The sequence below is a fragment of the Thioreductor micantisoli genome, assembly GCF_055392745.1.
In genome coordinates this window covers 100,763-117,528 of the sequence record NZ_AP043760.1, presented here as the reverse complement: position 1 = coordinate 117,528, position 16,766 = coordinate 100,763, and the positions used below count along the sequence as shown (strand labels likewise).

The 16,766-nt window shown below is 29.7% G+C and carries 16 protein-coding genes and 5 tRNA genes; 14 read left to right on the top strand and 7 right to left on the bottom strand.

Annotated features, from left to right (window positions below; translation table 11 throughout):
• The first annotated feature begins 3 nt into the window (after positions 1-3).
• The 6 genes from ACZ5OA_RS00700 to ACZ5OA_RS00675 are packed head-to-tail and all read left to right on the top strand — an operon-like array spanning position 4 to position 5,623.
• Positions 4-288, top strand: a complete 285-nt coding sequence (locus tag ACZ5OA_RS00700; protein WP_464907614.1) for a YbaB/EbfC family nucleoid-associated protein — start codon at positions 4-6, stop codon at positions 286-288.
• Entirely contained in the window at positions 285-962 is a 678-nt protein-coding gene (locus ACZ5OA_RS00695) for a DUF7488 domain-containing protein (protein WP_464907613.1), read from the top strand. The genes ACZ5OA_RS00700 and ACZ5OA_RS00695 overlap by 4 nt, the downstream gene beginning before the upstream one ends.
• Complete coding sequence (locus ACZ5OA_RS00690) at positions 962-2,047, top strand: ATP-binding protein (RefSeq protein ID WP_464907612.1); 1,086 nt, start codon at positions 962-964, stop codon at positions 2,045-2,047. Before ACZ5OA_RS00695 ends, ACZ5OA_RS00690 begins: the two co-directional genes overlap by 1 nt.
• Positions 2,044-2,895: a polyprenyl synthetase family protein gene (locus ACZ5OA_RS00685; RefSeq protein ID WP_464907611.1), complete on the top strand. Its 852-nt coding sequence runs from the start codon at positions 2,044-2,046 to the stop codon at positions 2,893-2,895. The genes ACZ5OA_RS00690 and ACZ5OA_RS00685 overlap by 4 nt, the downstream gene beginning before the upstream one ends.
• Positions 2,892-4,745 carry a transketolase gene (tkt, locus tag ACZ5OA_RS00680; protein ID WP_464907610.1) on the top strand — a complete coding sequence of 618 codons (1,854 nt, stop codon included), beginning with the start codon at positions 2,892-2,894 and terminating at the stop codon, positions 4,743-4,745. Before ACZ5OA_RS00685 ends, tkt begins: the two co-directional genes overlap by 4 nt.
• An 8-nt stretch (positions 4,746-4,753) precedes the next feature.
• On the top strand, positions 4,754-5,623 hold the full coding sequence (locus ACZ5OA_RS00675; protein ID WP_464907609.1) for an AEC family transporter: 870 nt from the start codon (positions 4,754-4,756) through the stop codon (positions 5,621-5,623).
• Between the two features lie 86 nt (positions 5,624-5,709).
• Here ACZ5OA_RS00675 and ACZ5OA_RS00670 read toward each other — a convergent pair whose 3' ends face one another.
• Positions 5,710-6,606: a cation diffusion facilitator family transporter gene (locus ACZ5OA_RS00670; RefSeq protein WP_464907608.1), complete on the bottom strand. Its 897-nt coding sequence runs from the start codon at positions 6,604-6,606 to the stop codon at positions 5,710-5,712.
• A gap of 202 nt (positions 6,607-6,808) precedes the next feature.
• Between ACZ5OA_RS00670 and ACZ5OA_RS00665 the strand changes: the two genes are divergently transcribed.
• The 8 genes from ACZ5OA_RS00665 to ACZ5OA_RS00630 all read left to right on the top strand — a co-directional run bounded on the left by ACZ5OA_RS00665 (position 6,809) and on the right by ACZ5OA_RS00630 (position 10,788).
• Positions 6,809-7,909, top strand: a complete 1,101-nt coding sequence (locus tag ACZ5OA_RS00665; RefSeq protein WP_464907607.1) for a pyridoxal-phosphate-dependent aminotransferase family protein — start codon at positions 6,809-6,811, stop codon at positions 7,907-7,909.
• Positions 7,906-8,727, top strand: coding sequence for an ATP phosphoribosyltransferase regulatory subunit (locus ACZ5OA_RS00660; RefSeq protein ID WP_464907606.1), 822 nt, complete (start codon positions 7,906-7,908; stop codon positions 8,725-8,727). The genes ACZ5OA_RS00665 and ACZ5OA_RS00660 overlap by 4 nt, the downstream gene beginning before the upstream one ends.
• Entirely contained in the window at positions 8,724-9,986 is a 1,263-nt protein-coding gene (locus ACZ5OA_RS00655) for an adenylosuccinate synthase (RefSeq protein ID WP_464908304.1), read from the top strand. Before ACZ5OA_RS00660 ends, ACZ5OA_RS00655 begins: the two co-directional genes overlap by 4 nt.
• 245 nt (positions 9,987-10,231) lie before the next feature.
• Positions 10,232-10,309 (top strand) — tRNA-Pro (locus ACZ5OA_RS00650).
• Positions 10,310-10,345: 36 nt separating this feature from the next.
• Positions 10,346-10,422: transfer RNA gene (locus ACZ5OA_RS00645), tRNA-His, on the top strand.
• A 26-nt stretch (positions 10,423-10,448) separates the two neighbouring features.
• Positions 10,449-10,525, top strand: a tRNA-Arg gene (locus ACZ5OA_RS00640).
• Between the two features lie 70 nt (positions 10,526-10,595).
• A tRNA-Arg gene (locus ACZ5OA_RS00635) sits at positions 10,596-10,672 on the top strand.
• A gap of 32 nt (positions 10,673-10,704) precedes the next feature.
• Positions 10,705-10,788: transfer RNA gene (locus ACZ5OA_RS00630), tRNA-Leu, on the top strand.
• Positions 10,789-10,993: 205 nt separating this feature from the next.
• On the opposite strand, the gene ACZ5OA_RS00625 is transcribed toward ACZ5OA_RS00630, so the two are convergent.
• The 6 genes from ACZ5OA_RS00625 to ACZ5OA_RS00600 are packed head-to-tail and all read right to left on the bottom strand — an operon-like array spanning position 10,994 to position 16,747.
• Positions 10,994-11,779 carry a hypothetical protein gene (locus ACZ5OA_RS00625; RefSeq protein WP_464907605.1) on the bottom strand — a complete coding sequence of 262 codons (786 nt, stop codon included), beginning with the start codon at positions 11,777-11,779 and terminating at the stop codon, positions 10,994-10,996.
• 31 nt (positions 11,780-11,810) lie between these two features.
• Positions 11,811-12,971, bottom strand: coding sequence for a formate-dependent phosphoribosylglycinamide formyltransferase (purT, locus tag ACZ5OA_RS00620; RefSeq protein ID WP_464907604.1), 1,161 nt, complete (start codon positions 12,969-12,971; stop codon positions 11,811-11,813).
• Entirely contained in the window at positions 12,968-13,258 is a 291-nt protein-coding gene (tatB, locus tag ACZ5OA_RS00615) for a Sec-independent protein translocase protein TatB (RefSeq protein WP_464907603.1), read from the bottom strand. Before tatB ends, purT begins: the two co-directional genes overlap by 4 nt.
• 9 nt (positions 13,259-13,267) lie before the next feature.
• Complete coding sequence (locus ACZ5OA_RS00610) at positions 13,268-14,545, bottom strand: 3-isopropylmalate dehydratase large subunit (protein WP_464907602.1); 1,278 nt, start codon at positions 14,543-14,545, stop codon at positions 13,268-13,270.
• Between the two features lie 54 nt (positions 14,546-14,599).
• A complete protein-coding gene (locus ACZ5OA_RS00605; RefSeq protein WP_464907601.1) occupies positions 14,600-15,670 on the bottom strand; it encodes an LPP20 family lipoprotein in 1,071 nt (356 codons plus the stop codon).
• 9 nt (positions 15,671-15,679) lie between these two features.
• Positions 15,680-16,747, bottom strand: a complete 1,068-nt coding sequence (locus tag ACZ5OA_RS00600) for a CsgG/HfaB family protein (RefSeq protein ID WP_464907600.1) — start codon at positions 16,745-16,747, stop codon at positions 15,680-15,682.
• Between the last annotated feature and the right edge of the window lie 19 nt (positions 16,748-16,766).

Genomic DNA, 16,766 nt, shown 5'->3' with positions numbered 1-16,766 from the left:
AAAATGTTTAAAAATTTAGATTTAAATGCAATGATGCAACAATTGCAAAATGGAATGAAACAAACTTCAGACAAAACTTATACCGCGTCAAGTGGCGGGGGAATGATAGAAGTTAGTGTAAATTCAGATTTTGAAGTAATAGATATGAATATTGATGATTCTTTGTTAGATGACAAATCTTCACTTCAGATTCTACTAATGGCTGCAATTAATGATGCTATCAAAATGGCAGTAGAAGATAAAAAATCTCAAGCAATGAATATGTTTAGCGGTCTTAGCGGACAATGAAAAAGCTATTTATAGTTATCCCATTATTGGGATATTCATTAACCTATCCAGATTTTTCATTGTGTTATAAAAAATATAAAAGCTATTCAGTTATTCCAATCTCAAAACACTACTCCATAACATCAACTAAACCAAAAAAATTTATTAAATATGATACAAAATATGGAATATATCTAATAAAAACAAACAATAAACACTATTTACATTTCAAAAACTCTCACTTAGGTGTATGGCTTGCTTCTATAAAAAAAGGAATGATTTATTCTGGTAATTTTGCAGAATATCCAAAAGCAGACAGTCCTGCTAAATTTTCTACAAAAACTTTGCCTGCTTCAATTATGAGTGATATCTTTTGTAATCCTATTGGAGTTGGAGTAAATGGTGGGTTTTTAACTACCAATAGAATTAAAAACTTTATTACAAGCAAACCCCATATATCAAATAAAAACATTTTTAAATTTTTGGGAGTTATAGTTGATGATAATTTAACTATTACCCAAATAATTCCAAACAGCTGGGCAGATAAACACTATCTTTCAATTGGAACAAAAATTATAAAACTTAACAATAAACCTGTAAATTCCTTAAAAAATATTAAATCAATTTCAAAAAATGTTACAATTACATTTAATATTAATGGCATCACATGGAAGGCTAATTATAAAGGTAAATAATGATATTTGATGAAATAAAAAAAGGTGAAAATAAACGCCTTGAATTAAAAGAAAAGCTTCCATCAAATGAAAAAATATCAAGAACAGTTATAACAGAACTTCAAAGACAAAGATTCAATAAAAGTTTTGATGAGGAAGAAAATTTTGAATTTGAATTTGAAACCCTTAATCTCAATATTATTTATAACGAATTTAAAAAAATAAATAAACCTTGTAATTATGAAAAATCTAAAAATCTAAAACTTATAAAAGATATAAATGGTAAAAATTTACCAACAAATGCGTTATTAATAGCACTTGGAAGTTTTGATAATACTCAAATAAAATGTGCAAGATTTAGAGGAGTTACAAAAGAAATTTTTATAGATAAAAAAGAATTTAATGATGATTTGTTTAGTAATTTAGAAAATAGTATAAAATTTTTACAAAATCATCTAAATTTAAATGCAGAAGTTGTTGGCTTACAACTTCAAGAAGAACTTGAAATACCTCTGCTTGCACTTAGAGAAGCATTAATTAATGCAATAATTCATAGAAATTATTTGAGAAATAGTGATATAAAAGTTGCAGTTTATGATGATATAATCGAAATTACTTCTCCTGGTGGGTTTCCAAATGGACTAATACTTGAGGAAGTTATGAGTGGAAGAAGTGAGATTCGAAATAAAATTTTAGCAAATCTTTTTAGAGAGCTTAAATATGTAGAAACTTGGGGAAGTGGAATAACTAAAATAAAAAAGTTATGTAAAAATAAAAATATAGAATTTGAAATAAATGAAAGTAGTAATTTTGTAAATATTGTATTTCATAGGCCACATAAAATACCGAATAGCACCGAAAAAATGCCGAATAGCACCGAAAAATTATTAAAACTATATACTAATGAGCAAGAAGAAAAAATAATTACTTTTATAATAAAAAATAAAAAAATAAATGTAGATGAAGTAGAAGAATTATTAAATTTAAAAGAAAGAAGAGCAAGAGAAATTTTATCAAATTTAGTAAAAAAAGATATTTTAGAAAAAATAGGTAAAACAAAAGGAAGTTATTATATTTTAAATGAAACTAAAAGGTTGATACAATGATAGAATTTGAAAAATTCTTACAAAATAATTTAATAAAAAACCCCTCTTTTCATCCCTATTTTGAAAAAGCAACAAATGAGATGCTAATAGCCGGTGGAAAAAGATTTAGACCAATGTTACTTTTAAAAGTAGTGGAAAGTTATAATCCACTTTTACTTGAAAGTGCTTATTATCCAGCATTAGCACTTGAATCTTTACACACTTATTCACTTATTCACGATGACTTACCAGCAATGGATAATGCAAATTTACGAAGAGGTCATCCAACTCTACATAAAACTTTTGATGAAGTTACGGCTATTTTGGTAGGAGACGGATTAAATACTTATGCTTTTGAATTAATTGCTATTTCACCACTTCATAATGATATAAAAGTAGAATTAACTAAAGAATTATCACAAAACGGCGGATTAAATGGAATGGTATTAGGTCAAGCAATTGATTGTTATTTTGAGAACAAACCACTAAATTTAGATGAAGTTAAATTTTTACATATTCATAAAACTGCCAAACTTATCGCAGCAAGTCTGAAAATGGGTGCAATTATTGTAAATTTAGATAAAAAACTCCAAAAAAAATTATATAATTTCGGAATTGATTTGGGATTACTATTTCAAATCCAAGATGACATTTTAGATGAAACAAAAAGTAGTGAAGAAGCTGGCAAAGATACACACAATGATAGTGACAAAAATTCATTTGTGAATCTAATAGGACTTGAAAAAAGTATAAAAGAAGCCGATAAATTAGCTGAAAAACTAGAAAAAGAGTTTGAATCGTTTGATAAAAAACTAAAACAAAATTTAAGACCACTTATAACAAAATATTTAAAAAGGCATAAACAATGAGAAAAAAAATGGCAGATACTATTAGATTTTTGGCAGCAGATATGGTCCAACAAGCAAATTCAGGTCACCCAGGAGCTCCGTTGGGACTTGCAGATGTTATGACAGTTTTGAGTGAATACCTTACATTAAATCCAAAAAATCCTAAGTTTATAAATAGAGATAGATTAGTTTTTTCAGGGGGACATGCAAGTGCTTTAGTATATAGTATGCTTCATTTATGGGGATTTGATGTAAGTTTAGAAGATTTAAAAGAGTTTAGACAACTTGGTAGCAAAACTCCAGGTCATCCCGAATTTGGACATACTCCAGGAGTTGAAGTAACAACAGGACCTCTTGGTCAAGGTGTTGCAAATGCAGTTGGTTTTGCAATGGCAAAAAAATTCATCGCAAAAAAATTCCCAGAAATAACTCACAAAGTTTATTGTCTTTGTGGAGATGGAGATTTAGAAGAAGGAATCAGCTATGAAGCTTGCAGTTTAGCTGGAATTCATAAATTAAATGATTTAGTGATTATTTATGATGACAACTCAATTTCAATCGAAGGAAATGTAAAAATTGCTTTTAATGAAGATGTGAAAAAAAGATTTAAATCACAAGGATTTAATGTATTACAAATTAATGGACATAATTATGATGAAATAGATTCAGCTCTTAAAATAGCTAAAAACGCTACAAAACCAACTCTGATTATGGCAAAAACAATTATAGCTAGAGGTGCCGTAGGACTTGAAGGTAGTCACAAAACTCACGGTTCACCTCTTGGAGATGATGTAATTAGCGAAAGTAAAAAAGCAGCTGGATTTAGTGAAGCAAAATTCAATATCGATGAAGATGTTTTAGTTAGATTTAGATGTATGATTGAAAAAGGTGAATTAGCAGAGGCTGAATTTAACAAAAATGCTAATATCCAAGAAATAGAAGCTTTCTTTAATAAAGATTATTCAAAAATTGAATTTCCTAAATTTAATAAAGGTGAAAAACTAGCAACTCGTGCAAGTAATGGAAAAATCTTAAATGCAATTGCCGCGGGAGTTCCAAGTTTCATAGGTGGAAGTGCTGATTTGGCTCCATCAAACAATACTCACCTAAATGATGAAGAAGATTTCCCAGTTGGTAGAAATATGCACTTTGGAATCAGAGAACACGCAATGGGTGCAATAAGCAATGCTTTTGCAGCTTACGGATTAGCGCCTTATGTAGCAACTTTCTTAATTTTTAGTGATTATTTAAAACCAGCTTACAGAATAGCAGCTCTAAGTGGTCATAAAAACTACTGGATCTTCACTCATGATACAATTTTCTTAGGAGAAGATGGACCAACTCACCAACCAATAGAACAAATTGCAACTCTAAGAAGTATTCCAAATAGTTATACTTTCAGACCTGCTGATGCCAATGAAAATATAGCTTGTTGGAAAACTGCACTAAAATTAGAAAATGCACCATGTGCTTTTGCTTTAACTAGACAAGGAATTGAAATATTTACAGAGTGTGAAAATGTAGATAAAGGTGGATATATTTTAAGTGAAGATGAAAATGCCCAAATTACATTAATTGCGACGGGTAGTGAAGTAAGCCTTGCAATGGAAGTGAAAAAGCTACTTGATAAACCATGTAATGTAGTTAGTGTGCCGTGTTTTGAACTATTTGACGCGCAAGATGAAGAGTATAAAAATCAAGTAATCAAACTAAACACTAAAACAGTAGCAATTGAAGCTGCAACTGCTTACGAATGGTATAAATATGCTGATAAAGTTATTAATATGCATACATTTGGTGCAAGTGGGAAAGGTGCAGATGTTTATAAACATTTTGGATTTGACGCCCAACAAATAGCCAAAGAGATTTAAGGATTTCTTTGCTTTTTTCTATTTTTTTAATTTTTTTGAGTGGTTATCTTTTTAAAGTTTTAAAAGCTGACTATTCAAAAGCATTAATTGATGTAGTTATTTATATCTCTTTCCCTGCTTTAATCATCTATAAAATCTATCATTTAGAATATTCAACTCAAATTTGGCAAGTTTTTGGAATTGGACTTTTAACTATGCTTGTTGGTATGAGTTTAGGATTTGCTACTTCTAAACTTTTTAAATTTGATAAAAAAACTACTGCCTCTTTTTTATTAGTCACAACCCTTGGAAACACTTCATTTTTAGGTTTTCCTATGGTTGTAAGTATGTTTGGAGAAAAAAACCTAATTTGGGCAATATTTTTTGATGAAATTACATTTTTTGGACTTGTAATTTTTGGTAGTCTCTTCGTAGCCTATGGAAGTGAAAAAGAGATAAACATCAAAAAAATGATAATTGATATTATTAAATTTCCTCCTTTTATTGCCCTGATTTTTGCCCTATTTTTAAGAAATTTTAATATAAATATCGATTTTCTCAAACCTTTTGGAGATTCTTTAATTTTTTTAGTAATGTTAGCAGTTGGTATGAAATTTAGTTTTTTAGATGTGAAAAAAAACTTCAAACTTGCGAGTCTTGCTCTACTTATAAAAATGTTTTTAGTTCCATTAACTATCTATATTTTTATAAATCTATTTTTAAATATTCACGCCCCGGCTTTAAGTGTTGCTTTCATAGAATCAGCGATGCCACCGATGGTTATGGCTTCCGTTTTGGCAATAGAAGCAAGACTTAGAGAAGATTTGGCAGTCTCTGCTCTAGGAGTTGGAATTTTACTTAGTTTTATAGTTATACCATTGTATAAATTTTTGATATAAAAATTATATAACACTTCATTATCAAAATAGAAATATAATAGTTATGGAATTACACTTTATATAGTAATATAGTACAACTTTTTTCTTTAAACAATTAACTCTTTATTATCTTCTCGGCCATATTCACACTGAAACGTTGCATGTTCTATATCAAAACTGTCATGTAGTTTTTTCTCAAGTCTATCAATGACAGCATTGGAAACTGAAAGCGGCACATCTTCGTTAAAGTCCAAATGTGCTTCTAAATGGATGTGATTGTCATCGAGTTTCCATACATGGATATGATGTGCATTTTTAATCTCAGGATCTTCTTCAATAGCACTGACGATCTCTTCTATATCGATCCCTTTTGGCGTGAACTGCATAAGTATGGCACTGCTCTCACGCACAAGACCAAAAGATGCCCATATAAGATAGAGTGCGATTAAAGCAGAAACCACAGGATCGATCCAAAAAAGTCCAAAGTAGTACATTAAAAGACCACCACCGACAACAGCTACACTTGTCATTACATCTGTTAAAAGATGTAGATAAGCCGCTTTTATATTCATATTGTTATGGGCATCATCTTTAACAAGCAAGACACTCGCCACATTTAGTACAATACTCAATGCTCCCAGCCTTATAACCCAGACAGAATTGATCGGTTCGGGATGATAGAACTTGTGAAAAGCTTCAATAATAAGAAATATGGCAATTCCGATAAGTACCGAAGCATTGAAAAGTGCCGCTAGGATCTCTGCGCGTTTATAACCGAATGTCTTTGACTCATTATTTGGACGGGCAGCCAAACGGTTTGCAAAGTAAGCGATCAAAAGTGCCAATACATCACTGAAGTTATGCATTGCATCACTCAAAAGTGCTAATGATCCTGACATTATTCCTCCCACAATTTGTGAAAGCGTAATGATAATGTTTAAAACGATAGTAATAAAAATATTTTTACCACTTACATCATGATGGTGGTGATGGTATTCACTCATCTTTTTTCCCTTTAAATATAGATAAAACAATATGATATTAGCAATTATAATATTATTATAATAAAAAAAAAGAAATTTAACAAATAATATCTAACATAACACAGTTCTTATTTAACTACTTTTATATTATAATTAATAACTGTATTTATTATCTAATATAAATTTTTGATATAATTATTAAAAACTTTTAAAAGGAATTATTATGATATTAGCAACTCCAGGACCAGTAGAAGTTCCATTTTTTGCTCAAGAAGCAGTTTTAGGTGAAACTATTCATCACAGAACTCCTGAATTTAAAGAAATCATGAAAGAAACTTTATCTCTATTTAAAAATTTAGTAAATTTACCTGATGCAGTATTTTTAGCAAGTAGTGGAAGTGGTGCAATGGAAGCCGCTCTTACAAATATTACTAAGAAAAAAGCACTTACAATTAATGCTGGTAAATTTGGGGAAAGATGGGGAAAAATTGCAAAAGCTCACAATATTGAATTTTCACAACTTTGCTATGAATGGAATACTCCAGCAAATGCAGAAGATGTTATCGCTGCAATTAAAGCAGATAGTGAAATTGATAGTTTTTACATCCAAGTTAGTGAAAGTGCTGGTGGTTTAAGACACCCAGTTGAAGAAATAGCAGCCCAAATTAAAAAAGTAAATCCAGATATTATAGTAGTTGCAGATGGAATTACAGCAGTTGGAGTTGAAAAAATCGATACTACAAACATTGATGTATTAATTACTGGAAGTCAAAAAGCACCGATGCTTCCACCAGGGCTTGCAATGATTGGATTTAGCGAGGCAGCCGTGAAAAGAATTGGAAGTGGAAAAGGTTATTACTTTAATTTAGCAAATGAAATTAAAAAACAAAGAGAATTTTCAACTTCTTTCACACCTGCTACAACTTTAATAATCGCTCTTAAAGCAGTATTAGAAAAAGTTACAAATGAGATTGGACTTGATAATTTATATGCAAAAACTGCAAAAAGACATAATGCTTTATTAGAATCACTAAAAGCAATTGGATTAAATATTTACCCATCTGTTCCGGCAAAAAGTATGGCAACTGTATATTCAGAACAAGCTGAAGAAATTAGAAGTATAATGAAAAACAAATTTGAAGTAAATATGGCTGGTGGTCAAGACCATTTAAAAGGTAAAATTTTTAGAATTAATAATATGGGACTAATTGAAGATTACAAAATGTTATGGATTGTAAATTCAATCGAAATGACATTAGATGAACTTAATATTAGAAAATTTGATGGGACTGCTGCAAAAATATTTAGTGAGAAAATTAAATGATTTATAGCCACGATATACCAAATGGAGGTAATCTCTATTTTGGTAAAACTGCAAAACTTAAAAGAGAAATAGAAAATGTAAGTGCAGAAGTTTTTGAAAACAATTTTTTCAATGAAATTGTTACTCCATTTTTTTCATATCACCAACTTGAAGCCCTAAAAGATAAAGAACTCATCAAATTAAGAGATGTAAAAAACAGAAATATGGCTTTAAGAGGTGATTCAAGTATCGATGTAATTAGATTAGTTTTGAAAAGATTAAAATCTGATTCAAAAAAATGGTTTTATATTCAACCAGTTTTTAGATATCCAAGTATAGAAATCAATCAAATTGGTTGTGAAATGATTAATGGAAAGCTTGATGAAACTATTAAATTAAATAAACTTTTAATGGATAAACTTTCACTATCTCCAGTTCTACAAATTTCAAATATAAAAATAGTAAAACTTGTAAAAGAGCTTACAAATATAAGTGATGAAGATTTAAAAAAAGAAAATCTTGAAGTATTTAGCAAAATAGATTGGCTTAAAAAACTTGCTTATATTAACAAAAAAGAGGATTTAGAAGATTTATCAATATACCCAGAACCTATCAAAAACGAACTTCAAAAAATAAAAGAATTAATTTCAAACTTAACTATTGATGTAGTTATTTCTCCACTTTTTTATGCAGATTTTAACTATTATAATGGAGTATTTTATAGATTTTTTACAGATAATACCTTACTAAGTATGGGTGGAGAATATGAAGTAAACCATATAAAAATTACAGGATTTAGCATCTATACTGACAATGTAATTGAAATAAAAGGACAATAATGGCAGCGGATTTAATCGTAGGTCTTCAATGGGGAGACGAAGGAAAAGGTAAAATTGTTGATTTGGTAGCAAAAAACTATGATATCGTAGTTAGAAGTCAAGGTGGACATAATGCAGGGCATACAGTTGTAATTGGTGATAAAAAATATGCACTTCATTTAATGCCAAGTGGTATTTTAAATCAAAATGCTGTCAATGTAATCGCAAATGGTGTTGTAGTTTCTCCTGCTGAAATTATAGAAGAAATGGAAAAATTTGGAGAAATGAAAGGAAGACTTTTTATTTCTGATAAAGCTACAATGCTTTTAGATTATCACGCACAAATTGACCAAGCAAGAGAAAAACTTAGAGGTAAAAATGCTATCGGAACAACTGGTAGAGGTATAGGCCCAGCTTATGCAGATAAAGTTACAAGAACTGCCCTTAGAATTGGAGATTTATTAGATATTGATAAAGCACTTGAAAAACTTACAGACTATTTTGAAATGAACAAAGGTTATTTTGAATATTTAGGAATTCATATTCCAACTCAAAATGAAATGAAAATCGAACTTCAAGGTTATCAAAATAAATTAGGTTTTTTAATCACTGATACTACAAAATTTTTATGGGATAATATGGATAAAAATATCCTACTTGAAGGAGCACAAGCTACACTTCTTGATATTGACCATGGAACTTATCCGTATGTTACTTCTTCAAACACAATAGCAAGTGGTGCTTTAACTGGTAGTGCAATCCCACCTAAACAACTTAGAAAAGTAACTGGTATTGCAAAAGCTTATACTACAAGAGTTGGAAATGGACCGTTTCCAACAGAAGATTTTGGTAAAAATGGAGAATATCTAAGAGAAAAAGGGTTTGAATTTGGAACAACTACAGGAAGACCAAGAAGATGCGGTTGGTTTGACGCGGTTGCAGGAAAATATGCTATTACATTAAATAGTTGTGATGAAGTAGCTCTTATGAAACTTGATGTTTTAGATGGATTAAAAGAAGTAAAAGTTTGTATAGCTTATGAAAATAATAATGGAGAAGAAATCAACTATTTTCCAACTAATTTAGATGGATTAAAACCAATTTATGAAACATTTGCTGGATGGGATAAAAGTGCAGGAGTTACAGAATTTGAAGAACTTCCTAAAAATGCACAAGAATATATCTTAGCTCTTGAAAAATTAATTTCTTGCCCGATCAAATATATTGCAACAGGTGCTAAAAGAGATGAAACTGTAATTAGAGAACAAATTTATATTTAACAATTGATTGAATAAAGCGAAACAATTGCAAATTTTAACAAAAATTCGTTAAAAAAAGTATACTAGGCACGAAAGGCGTTTGCGTTTACACTTTTTAGCTTTTTGAAGTGTTAAGAATTTGCTTTCTTGTGGAGTGTTTTTAGTCAATTGATAATTTTAATAATATATCTTTTATTGAAATTTTAAATTTTTACTTGACATACGAAGGATTTTAGTATATAATTTCAGTCCAATTTAACACTTGTCGGGGTGTAGCGCAGTTTGGTTAGCGCACCTGGTTTGGGACCAGGGGGCCGAAGGTTCGAGTCCTTTCACCCCGACCACTTATTTAGCAAAATAGTTAGAAACTATCTATTTTGGTGGATATAGTTCAGTTGGTTAGAACACCAGTTTGTGGCACTGGGGGCCGCCGGTTCGAATCCGGTTATCCACCCCATTGTTAAAATTGTTTTATCTAGTTAAGCATCTGTGGCTCAACTGGATAGAGCAACGGACTTCGGATCCGTAGGTTGTAGGTTCGATTCCTATCAGGTGCACCACAACTTACTTCACTTGTGAAGTGAAACTTTAGCTTATTTTGGTAAGTTAAATTCTCATTTCAAACATTATGCGCTCTTAGCTCAGCTGGATAGAGCAACGGCCTTCTAAGCCGTAGGCCACAGGTTCGAATCCTGTAGGGCGCACCACTTTTTAGAGACTACAAAAAAACAATAATTATGCGGACGTGGCGGAACTGGCAGACGCGCTAGACTTAGGATCTAGTATCTATGATGTGGAGGTTCAAGTCCTCTCGTCCGCACCACTTTATTTTAACAAATCAAACACTTTTTATTTTATATAGTTTTAAAATTTATATCAATAAATCTTTTTAAAAATAGATTATTTCAAATAACTAAATATAAGATAAAAGTCTATAACAAAATCAAATTATGATTATTTTATAGAAACTATACTTTATATTAAAATATATAGAATTTAGGCACTAACTAAATATTGCTAATGAACAATTATATTTTTATTTCTATATTTTTAATTATATAAACAAAAACCATTGGTAATAAAATTAAATTTAATAAAAACTTACTAAAATACAAAATAGATAAATCAACTAAAGCTGTTATTATAGCTTTTGAATTTTTGATATAAAATTGCATTGTATCCTTAAAATCATGAAATGATTTAGATACATTAGAAGCACTATTTTTTACATATCCCCATAAGCTACTATCACTTGTCATTTCTATATTTACTTGTTTATTTTTCGTGTAATTTAAAATTTTTAAATCTTTTGCTATTTTAGAAGCAAATATATCTTGATTTGTATAATTTGAAATTATTGCACTAAAAGGAATAAATAGTCTCATTACAATAAGAATAATTAATATTTTATTGAAAAAATCATTTTTTATGAAAATAGCACCAATTATTGCGAGTACTAAAAAAATATAAATAATCTTACTTCGTGATAATTCAAATATAGCTTTTTCACTACCAAGTACCCATAATGAAAGTGTAAGCATATCTGAAAATCTCTCAACTGCATCATTAATTGGATCTAATGTCTGCCCTATTGCAATATTTCCTTCTACCCCTACTCCAAGACTTACACTACTTTCTTGAATCACTGAAACACCAGCGTTTATTCCTCTTAAAGTCGCATAAGTTACTACTGCATCTGATAAAGTATCATTTATATATTTTTCTGAAATATTTTTGTATAAAGGAGTAGAAATAAATATCAATATAGTTAATATTGGTAGTATTAGTCTTTTTTTAATAGTTAAATATGTCATTTTTTATTCCTATGAGAAGGATTCAAAAAAGTTAAACTAATTTAACCTTTTTTATCATCTCTTTTGCTTTTTCAAATGAATTTTCACCACTTACAAGTAAAACTCCCATTCTTCTACCTTTATGGCTCTCAGGTTTTCCAAAAGCTATAAATCTTGAATTAGTAGAATATAATTCATCTGGAATTTCAAAAGTTGGAGCATAACTATCTTTATCAGCTTTAAACGCTGCACTTGTTCCCTCTCCATAAAATTCAAATCCTAATGGAAGTCCTAAAACTGCTCGAATATGAAGTGCAAATTCACTTTGACTTTGAGTAATCATTGTAACCATTCCAGTATCGTGTGGTCGTGGACTTACTTCTGAGAAATATACCTCATCACCAGCTACAAACATTTCAACACCAAAAATTCCTCTTCCACCAAGTCCATCAGTGATTTTTTTTGCCATCTCTTTTGCTTTGTTAAGTGCTATTTCACTCATTTTCATCTCTTGCCAAGAATAAATATAATCTCCATCTTTTTGAATATGACCAACTGGTGGGCAAAAAATTGTCTCTTTTTCATTTCTTGCAGTAAGTAAAGTAATCTCATAATCAAAATTCACAAATTCTTCTACAATTAATTCATCTGCACTTCCTCTCGCATCACTTTGTGCAAAATCCCACGCTTTTTTGATTTCATTTCTATTTTTTATAATACTTTGCCCATGTCCTGAGCTACTCATCACAGGTTTTACAACACAAGGAATCCCAATTTTTTCTACTGCTTTTTCAAGACCTTCGAAAGTTGTAACAAATTCATATTTACTAGTTTTTAATCCAAGCTCCTCAGCTGCAAAAACTCTAATATTTTTTCTATGCATTGTTTTATTTACAGCCTCAGCATTTGGAATTATATGATATCCCTCTTTTTCAGCTTCAAAAAGTGCTTCAATACTTAAAGCTTCAATTTCTGGTAAAACAAAAGTTGGATTTTCTCTTCTAATAATCTCTAAAAGTGCATCTTTGTTAGTCATATCAACTACATAAGAGTTTTGAGCTACAAGCATCGCTGGAGCATTTGCATATCTATCTACTGCAACTACTTCACAACCTAATCTAAGGGCTTCTATTGCCACTTCTCGACCAAGTTCTCCACTTCCTAAAAGCATAATTTTAATTCTATTTGATTTTAAAGGTGTTGCAAGTTTCATTTTAACAAATCCTTCATATCCCTACTATTTAATGTATCTAATGGATTATCTATTTTTGTTTCATTTTGAAGTTTTTTAAGCTCTTCTTTATATTTTGTAACTTCTTCTTTCATGTCTTCCATTTCAAGCTCTCGTGTAATATCGGCCGTAGCATCAGTCCACATTTTTTTCATTTTTTTGATGAAACGAGCAAAATCTTTCATAGCTTCTGGTAATTTATCCGGTCCTAAAACCAAAACTGCCAAAACAATTACAACTAAAAGCTCACTAAAACCGATATCTAACATAATTTATCCTTATAATTCTCTTGGGTCTGCTATTTTTCCTGCTATGGCACTTGCTGCGGCTACTGCTGAGTTCGCAAGATAAACTTCACTTGTTCTTGCCCCCATTCTACCTCTAAAATTTCTATTTGTTGTAGAAACACATCTCTCACCATCACCTAAAACCCCCATATATCCACCAAGACAAGCTCCACAAGTTGGATTGCTAACTACTGCACCAGCGTCAATTAGAATATCTATAAGGCCTTCTTTTTCTGCTGCTTTAAGGATTCTTTGAGTTGCTGGAGTTACTATCATTCTCACTTTTCTAGCTACTTTTTTACCTTTTAAAATATTTGCGGCAATTCTTAAATCAGTTAATGTTCCATTTGTACAGCTTCCCACAAATACTTGATCTATTTCTATATCATCTTTCACTGCTTGACTCATACTTTTTCCATTACTTGGTAAAAATGGATAAGCTATTACAGGTTCTAGTTTACTAACATCAATTTCAACTATTTGTGAATAAGAAGCGTCAGCATCACTTTGATGAATAACTCTCTCTCCTCGTAATGGATTAATCGCTTCAACCTCATCTAAAAATGCTTTTGTAATATCATCATAAGCAACAATTCCATTTTTTGCCCCAGCTTCGATAGCCATATTACATAAACTCATTCTATCATCCATTGGAAGATTTTCAATCGTATCACCTGTAAATTCAAGTGCTTTATATAAAGCTCCATCAACTCCAATTCTTCTAATAAGCTCTAATATTAAATCTTTTCCATAAACATGCTTACTTCTTTTACCCGTAAAAACTACTTTTATACTTTCTGGCACTTTAAACCAACTTGTTCCCGTAATCATACTAAAAGCTATATCAGTTGAGCCCATACCTGTTGAGAAAGCCCCTAATGCACCGTGAGTACAAGTATGAGAATCCGCACCAATAATTACATCACCTGGTAAAATAAGTCCATGTTCTGGTAAAACTCTATGCTCAATTCCCATTCTTTTTTCATCAAAAAAATTCTTTAAATCGTATTCATAAGCAAAATCTCTATTAATTTTTGCTTGATTTGCACTTGCAATATCTTTTGCAGGAATAAAATGGTCCAAAACAAGGGCAAAATTATCTGGTTTTGCTAATTGTTTAGCCCCACTTTCTTTGAATGCTTTAATTGAAATAGGCGTAGTAATGTCATTTCCGATAGTCATATCAACATCACATCTAATAATTTCTCCAGCTTTTACAACTCTGCCAATATGTTGTGCAAATATTTTTTCTGTAATAGTCATTGCCATAATTTACCTTTAATAAGTTTTTTAAGAGTATTATACCAAAAAAGAAGAAAAGGATTATTCAAATCCGAGTAGTTTATTGATTCCTTTTTCTTCTAGTTGATTTTTAAATTGAGTAGCAGCTTTTACAACAGCTTGAGATTTGGTATCAGATATACCTTTTACTTCAAGCGAAGTTGATTTGAAGATTTTATTTTTTGCTATTATTTGGATAGTTACAGTTACTCTTGCAACACTCATATCCATAGGAGTTGAATATCTAATATTTGGAATAACTCTTATTTTTACATTAGAACTATTTCCAACTTTATAATTGTTTTCATTCATAACTTCTATTAATTTTTCTGCAAAAAAATTATTACTTAAAACTTTAAATGTTAATTTATGATAAATTTCACTTTTTTTTTCTATATAGCTATTATACTTTTGCACATAAGGTTTTATGTCAAAATTTGGATTTAAAACAGATAAAATAGTTGCCTCATTAAGAGCATCTGCTATTTTTGGAATTAATTTATTTATAATAATTTTTTGATCTAATAAAGAGTATTTTTGACTTGCCTTAATTTCAGAATCAATTTTAGCATCTAACATTTCAAATTTATTTTTTAAATTTCTAAAAAGTTCTTGTTTATTGATTCTAAGTAAAATATAAATTTCATTATCAACTTTTACAGTTTTTACAATTTGAATATTACTAAAACTTATTTTAGAAACATTTACATTTATATTTTTTCTAGTTTTTTCATAAAAATCAGTAGAAGAGTCACTTTTTGAATAAGCAGAAGTTTTAGAAAACTCGCTTGAAACAGTTGTTTGGATTTCACTTGCAATATAATTTAAAGCCGAATTTTTTGCTTCGTTTGGATCTCTTCCTTCACCAGCTCCATAAAAATATTCATCACTTTTAGGTGCCAAATAGAACCAATCAGGAATTTTATCACTAATTTTAAGCATACTATATGATACTTTTGAAATATCTACTTTTTTATCTTTATCAATAGAACTTATATTGTTTTGAACATCTATTTTTTGCTTCTTAGAAGGTTGGAAATAGATATTTGTTATATATACGATACATCCTATTAAAATTAATAAAGCAAAAAAAACTATAATTCGTTTTTTCATTTTAAACCTTTAAAATAAACTATTTCCAAGGACATCTCTTTTTACTATTTGTCCTGCGCTCAATTTTAGAGTATCATCACCATTTGCTTTTGTCCAAGAACTATTTACTCCTATTTGATTTTTAGAGACCACTAATTTTACATTAATTTTATATTTATCACAAATAGTTTTATTAGTTACAGGATCTGTTACTTTCTCAAACTGATAAACTTGAAATGTTTGTCCTGCTTTGATACCTTTACTACTTCCTAAAGTAATTTGAGCAATGAAATTTTTATGCTCTTTATCACTTCTTATTTGTAAAATATATCCACTTGGTGCAAAAAATTTAGATAAATCAGATTTTACATTTTTTAAACCTTCTCTTAAATTATCTTCAATAGCACTAATTGATTGGCTATATGTAGGATTTTTTATCATCCCTATATTTTTAGTTTCTTCAATTTGTTTAGAAAAAACAATTTGACCAGTTGTAATATCAATTATTTTAATAGTTGCTCTTGAGGTTACTTTCGTTCCACTGGTAACACTTGATGTTAACTTTGAAGCTTTCGAAAGTAGCATACTTCCAAAACTTTGTTGTTTATCATTTTTTCCCTTATTTTCTGTATCTGATTTTGCATCATCTTTAAACTTTTGTATTTCTGAATCTATTGAACCCGTAATAATATATTTTATACCTGTTAATTGCCCGACTTTAACTAATGTTTTTTCATTAAAAAGACCAGATTGTTGTAATTTCTGCTCTTTCATAAGTTCATTTAAACGATCTCTAGAATAAACATACACACCACCCATTTGAATTAAACTTCCTTCAAGCACAGAAACTATCTCTTTATCAATTTTTGGATCAACCATTTTTGCTATATTATCATAGCTATCTTTACTATTTGTGAATCTTACAACTGCAACTCTCGGTATAGTTTTTAAAGTTTCATACTCTTTTTTACATACATCTGGAATTGTATTAGATTGTTTTATTATATTAGAATAATCAGAAATACTAATATTACTTCCACCACATCCTATAAATAAAACTGATGCCATAACAACACTAATCATTGATAATTTTTTCATAATACAAACATCCTTTTTT

What these genes read in the sequence shown, in the direction of transcription:
- ACZ5OA_RS00700 (WP_464907614.1), top strand. Translation starts at nt 4, where the DNA reads ATGTTTAAAAATTTAGATTTAAATGCAATGATGCAACAATTGCAAAAT.
- purT (WP_464907604.1), bottom strand. Translation starts at nt 12,971, where the DNA reads ATGAAACTTGCAACACCTTTAAAATCAAATAGAATTAAAATTATGCTT.
- ACZ5OA_RS00625 (WP_464907605.1), bottom strand. Translation starts at nt 11,779, where the DNA reads ATGACATATTTAACTATTAAAAAAAGACTAATACTACCAATATTAACT.
- ACZ5OA_RS00665 (WP_464907607.1), top strand. Translation starts at nt 6,809, where the DNA reads ATGATATTAGCAACTCCAGGACCAGTAGAAGTTCCATTTTTTGCTCAA.
- ACZ5OA_RS00610 (WP_464907602.1), bottom strand. Translation starts at nt 14,545, where the DNA reads ATGGCAATGACTATTACAGAAAAAATATTTGCACAACATATTGGCAGA.
- ACZ5OA_RS00660 (WP_464907606.1), top strand. Translation starts at nt 7,906, where the DNA reads ATGATTTATAGCCACGATATACCAAATGGAGGTAATCTCTATTTTGGT.
- tkt (WP_464907610.1), top strand. Translation starts at nt 2,892, where the DNA reads ATGAGAAAAAAAATGGCAGATACTATTAGATTTTTGGCAGCAGATATG.
- tatB (WP_464907603.1), bottom strand. Translation starts at nt 13,258, where the DNA reads ATGTTAGATATCGGTTTTAGTGAGCTTTTAGTTGTAATTGTTTTGGCA.
- ACZ5OA_RS00685 (WP_464907611.1), top strand. Translation starts at nt 2,044, where the DNA reads ATGATAGAATTTGAAAAATTCTTACAAAATAATTTAATAAAAAACCCC.
- ACZ5OA_RS00690 (WP_464907612.1), top strand. Translation starts at nt 962, where the DNA reads ATGATATTTGATGAAATAAAAAAAGGTGAAAATAAACGCCTTGAATTA.
- ACZ5OA_RS00695 (WP_464907613.1), top strand. Translation starts at nt 285, where the DNA reads ATGAAAAAGCTATTTATAGTTATCCCATTATTGGGATATTCATTAACC.
- ACZ5OA_RS00600 (WP_464907600.1), bottom strand. Translation starts at nt 16,747, where the DNA reads ATGAAAAAATTATCAATGATTAGTGTTGTTATGGCATCAGTTTTATTT.
- ACZ5OA_RS00605 (WP_464907601.1), bottom strand. Translation starts at nt 15,670, where the DNA reads ATGAAAAAACGAATTATAGTTTTTTTTGCTTTATTAATTTTAATAGGA.
- ACZ5OA_RS00670 (WP_464907608.1), bottom strand. Translation starts at nt 6,606, where the DNA reads ATGAGTGAATACCATCACCACCATCATGATGTAAGTGGTAAAAATATT.